The sequence below is a fragment of the Methylobacterium sp. genome, from assembly GCF_028290105.1.
In the GTDB taxonomy this organism is placed as follows: domain Bacteria; phylum Pseudomonadota; class Alphaproteobacteria; order Rhizobiales; family Beijerinckiaceae; genus Methylobacterium.
This window is the reverse complement of the sequence record NZ_JAQGKL010000291.1, coordinates 1-2,563: the sequence shown is the minus strand read 5'-3', so window position 1 is coordinate 2,563 and position 2,563 is coordinate 1. Positions and strand designations below refer to the sequence as shown.

General features: G+C 68.6%; 3 protein-coding genes. All 3 read right to left on the bottom strand.

The features are described from left to right. Nucleotides 1-782 (bottom strand): GT4 family glycosyltransferase PelF (pelF, locus tag JWQ05_RS19705; RefSeq protein ID WP_299662275.1); only part of this gene is annotated, 782 nt, incomplete at its 3' end. Then, on the bottom strand, nt 779-1,702 hold the full coding sequence (locus JWQ05_RS19700) for a hypothetical protein (RefSeq protein WP_299662273.1): 924 nt from the start codon (nt 1,700-1,702) through the stop codon (nt 779-781). The genes JWQ05_RS19700 and pelF, both read right to left, overlap by 4 nt. Continuing rightward, nucleotides 1,699-2,563, bottom strand: an 865-nt coding sequence (locus JWQ05_RS19695; RefSeq protein ID WP_299662271.1) for a hypothetical protein, incomplete at its 5' end; no start/stop codon positions are given. The genes JWQ05_RS19695 and JWQ05_RS19700, both read right to left, overlap by 4 nt.

Below are 2,563 nucleotides of genomic sequence, written 5' to 3'. Positions count from 1 at the left end.
ATCAGATCAGCGGATTCGTAGGTGATCCGCGCCATGGCGTTGAAGGCGTCCAGCCAGATCCGGCGGAGTTCAGGGACTGCGCCGCCGGCATCGAACCCCCCTGCGCCGGAGTCGTAGATCCAGTCTGCGACCGAGAGCTCGATGCGGCGCTCATTCGTGTAGATGCCGTGCTCGGTCAAAACGAAGGGATGGCCCGTCAGGGTCTTGGCCCGTGCCCCGAACAGTCCCGGATAGCCGGTCGAGAGGGCATGATAGAGCCGGGCCGACGGAATCGGCGCGGAGGCAACCGCGATGAGACTGCGGGCGAGGAAACGCCAGGTCCAGAAGAAGTCGACGTACGGCGCGCCTGGCAGCATCTCCTCGTAGAGCCGCTCCAGCACCGTCCAGGCGGCGCGGGAGTCGAGGAGAGCCCGCTGCCCCAGATGGCACGCGTCGAGCGCTCCGACGCAGTCCGCCCATGCATCCGCGTCGCCCGTCGTCAAGACCGAGCGCAGATGCGCGAGGATCGGGGCGATCCGGTCGCGCCTGCGTAGGAGCGGCAGTCGCCCCGGCGGACAGGCATCGATGAGCACGTCGGTCACACCGTCGACGTTCGGCGGCATGGTAAATTTCGGGGTGCGATCCTGCCCCGCGATCGTGAAGGCCACGACGCTGAAGCGCTTATCGGGAAAGCTGCGGATGAAGCTGTCGGTCCAAGACGAGACGCCGCCAAGGAGGTAGGGATATCCCCCCTCGATGAGCAGGCAGACATCCGATTGCGTCGCCGTCGGCTGCTGGATCATGGCATGAACTCCAGCGGGCAAGCGGCGCACGAAGAGCCGTCGGCCACCTCGAGTTCCGCCAGGAGAGCCAGTGCTTCCTCGCTGTCCGGATCTGCCGCGACGGCACGCCTGGCGGCGAGACATGCAGCACGCATTTCCGTATGCGCCTGCAATCGCTCGGTCAGGCCTGATTCAGCGTAGGCCCTCCGTGCCTTGGCGAGTTCAAGCCAGGGTTCCGCCTCCTCAGACGCCCGGGCGGCCGCCTCCTCCAGGGCGATCAACGCGCGGCTGAAGCGCGTCTGGAGCTTGGCGAGCACCGTCGAGGCCAGGACCCGCACGGAGGGATCGGCGTCTTGGATCGCCGCGCGGATGACGTGGCTGAGACTCGGATCGAACCGGCGACCGACGATCGCCAGCGCCTCGAACTTGGCGTCCCGCGTGCCCGCAGCGAGAACGTCGGCGAGCGCCGGCACCGCGCTCGCACTCCCGATTCGGAGGCGCCCATCGCGCAGGTCGCGGCTTAACCGATGGCATGCCGTCGGGCATTCGAGGTCTCCCGTCACTTCGACCCAACTCGCGAAATCCACGGCCGGCGCAGGCTTGCCCGCGATTGAACCGAAGATCGTGAGGGCGAGGGCGAGGAGGCTGCCGAGCGGTCCGGCAACGAATGTCCAGAGGGTCAGGTGCGCTAGAGCCGCGGCCTCCTTCGGCCGATTCGTGGCGCCGGCCGCTCGAAGACCGATCAGCACGCAGAGGGCGAGGTGGCCGGCGAGAACCGGGACGGGCCCGACGAGGTCGCGCACCAGCGCCATGGTGAAGGCAATCTCGGTGCCGGCCGCCGTGAGCGCGACCCAAGCGGGCGACATGCGGGCGACGAAGCGGGTGTCCCACCCGATCCGGGCCTCTGCGGCGACGCCGAAGCCGTCGGGATCCGGTATCATCGTTCCACCCGTGCGAGCAGGCAGCCGATCCCGCGTGCCACGTCCCGCGCACGGGCGGCGGCGGCGGCGAGAGATTGGTTGGGCAGGAGCCGCTCAACAAGAAGGACGCCGAGCGGCGTCGACCTGTCTGGGGCGGGGATGCCGACGGCGAGGATCACGCCGGCCGGCAGGCTCTGGCCGTCGCACGGATGGTCGCGACGCCAGACGAGGTCCGGGGCATGCCGCAGGGCTTCGGTGAGTTCGTTATCGAGGAAAGGTAGAGTGGCGCGATCGCGCGGCGCCCCCTGACCGACGATAGCCAACACGGCAAATCCCTGCGCGGTACGGGCATAGATCGTAAGGTCGGCCGCGCCGACCACGATGCGCCCAACCTCGGCGATGCTGGCAGAAAGCCGGGCCCCGTCGGCCGCATCGAGACCCCCGAAGGCGTGCCCCATGGCGGCGACCGTCTGCGTGTCGCCCGCGATCCGCAGTTCCAGGCGCCCGATCTCCGTCATCGCTTCGGTAAGCCCTCGGCCGACGATCTCCGCCTCGTGCAACGCCTCGTCCCGCTGCTGGCGCAACTCGGCGGCATGGAAGATATGGAGGCTGCGCAAGCCGCCCAGGACCAGCGCACAAGCGAGCCAGGCGGTCGGCTCGGCCACCACCAGGCGCGAATAGGCGTAGTAATCCTGCGTGGCGAGTTGCGAGGGCAGGGCGGAGCTGTACAGCGCCAGGGTCGCGGCGAGGGTCGCGAAGACGCCCCCCGCGAGGCCGTACTGCCCTGAGATCAGGATGATCGGGATCCAGAACGGGCGCTGTGCGACCCATGCGTAGCGGCTTCCGTCGAAAAGGACGTGGTCCGCGAGAACGAGGAGAAGG